1 protein-coding gene and 1 pseudogene are annotated in these 716 nt (G+C 38.0%); both read left to right on the top strand.

From position 1 onward, the window contains the following. Window position 1: 1 nt before the first annotated feature. Complete coding sequence (gene crdA / locus IE271_RS44510; protein ID WP_000731592.1) at window positions 2-379, top strand: copper resistance determinant CrdA; 378 nt, start codon at window positions 2-4, stop codon at window positions 377-379. A 4-nt stretch (window positions 380-383) separates the two neighbouring features. Next, window positions 384-716 (top strand): annotated as a pseudogene (gene crdB / locus IE271_RS44515) (copper resistance outer membrane protein CrdB); the annotation flags it as partial.

The following is a 716-nucleotide window of genomic DNA, read 5'->3' on the forward strand; positions in this document are numbered from 1 at the left end:
GATGAAAAAATTAGCCGCTTTATTTTTAATAAGCGTATTGGGGGTTATGAGTTTAAACGCATGGGAGCAAACCCTAAAAGCAAATGACTTGGAAGTGAAAATCAAATCCGTGGGCAACCCCATTAAAGGCGATAACACTTTCGTGCTTAGCCCCACTTTAAAAGGTAAGGCTTTAGAAAAAGCTATCGTTAGGGTGCAGTTTATGATGCCTGAAATGCCTGGCATGCCAGCGATGAAAGAAATGGCGCAAGTGAGTGAAAAAAACGGCATTTATGAAGCTAAAACCAATCTCTCTATGAATGGGACATGGCAGGTGAGGGTGGATATTAAATCTAAAGAGGGTCAGGTTTATCGCGCTAAAACAAGCCTGGATTTATAAGAGCATGCTATCTTTTATAAATGCGTTTTATAAAAGGGGCGTTTCAATACGCCTTCTAAGTGCTTTTTTATTGCTTTTTAGTTTGGGTTTTGCTAAAGATTTAGAGATCCAATCTTTTGTAGCTAAATACCTTTCTAAAAATCAAAAAATACAAGCCTTACAAGAGCAAATTGACGCTTTAAGCTCTCAAGAAAAAGTCATTAGCAAGTGGGATAACCCTGTTTTGTATTTAGGCTATAACAACGCTAATGTGAGCGATTTTTTCAGGCTGGATAGCACCTTGATGCAAAACATGAGCGTGGGTTTGTCTCAAAAAGTGGATTTAAATGGCAAAAAA

Origin of the sequence: Streptomyces minutiscleroticus (assembly GCF_014650875.1) — a bacterium.
GTDB classification, from domain to species: Bacteria; Actinomycetota; Actinomycetes; order Streptomycetales; family Streptomycetaceae; genus Streptomyces; species Streptomyces minutiscleroticus.

Coding starts and splice junctions, on each gene's coding strand:
- crdA (WP_000731592.1), top strand. CDS start 2: ATGAAAAAATTAGCCGCTTTATTTTTAATAAGCGTATTGGGGGTTATG.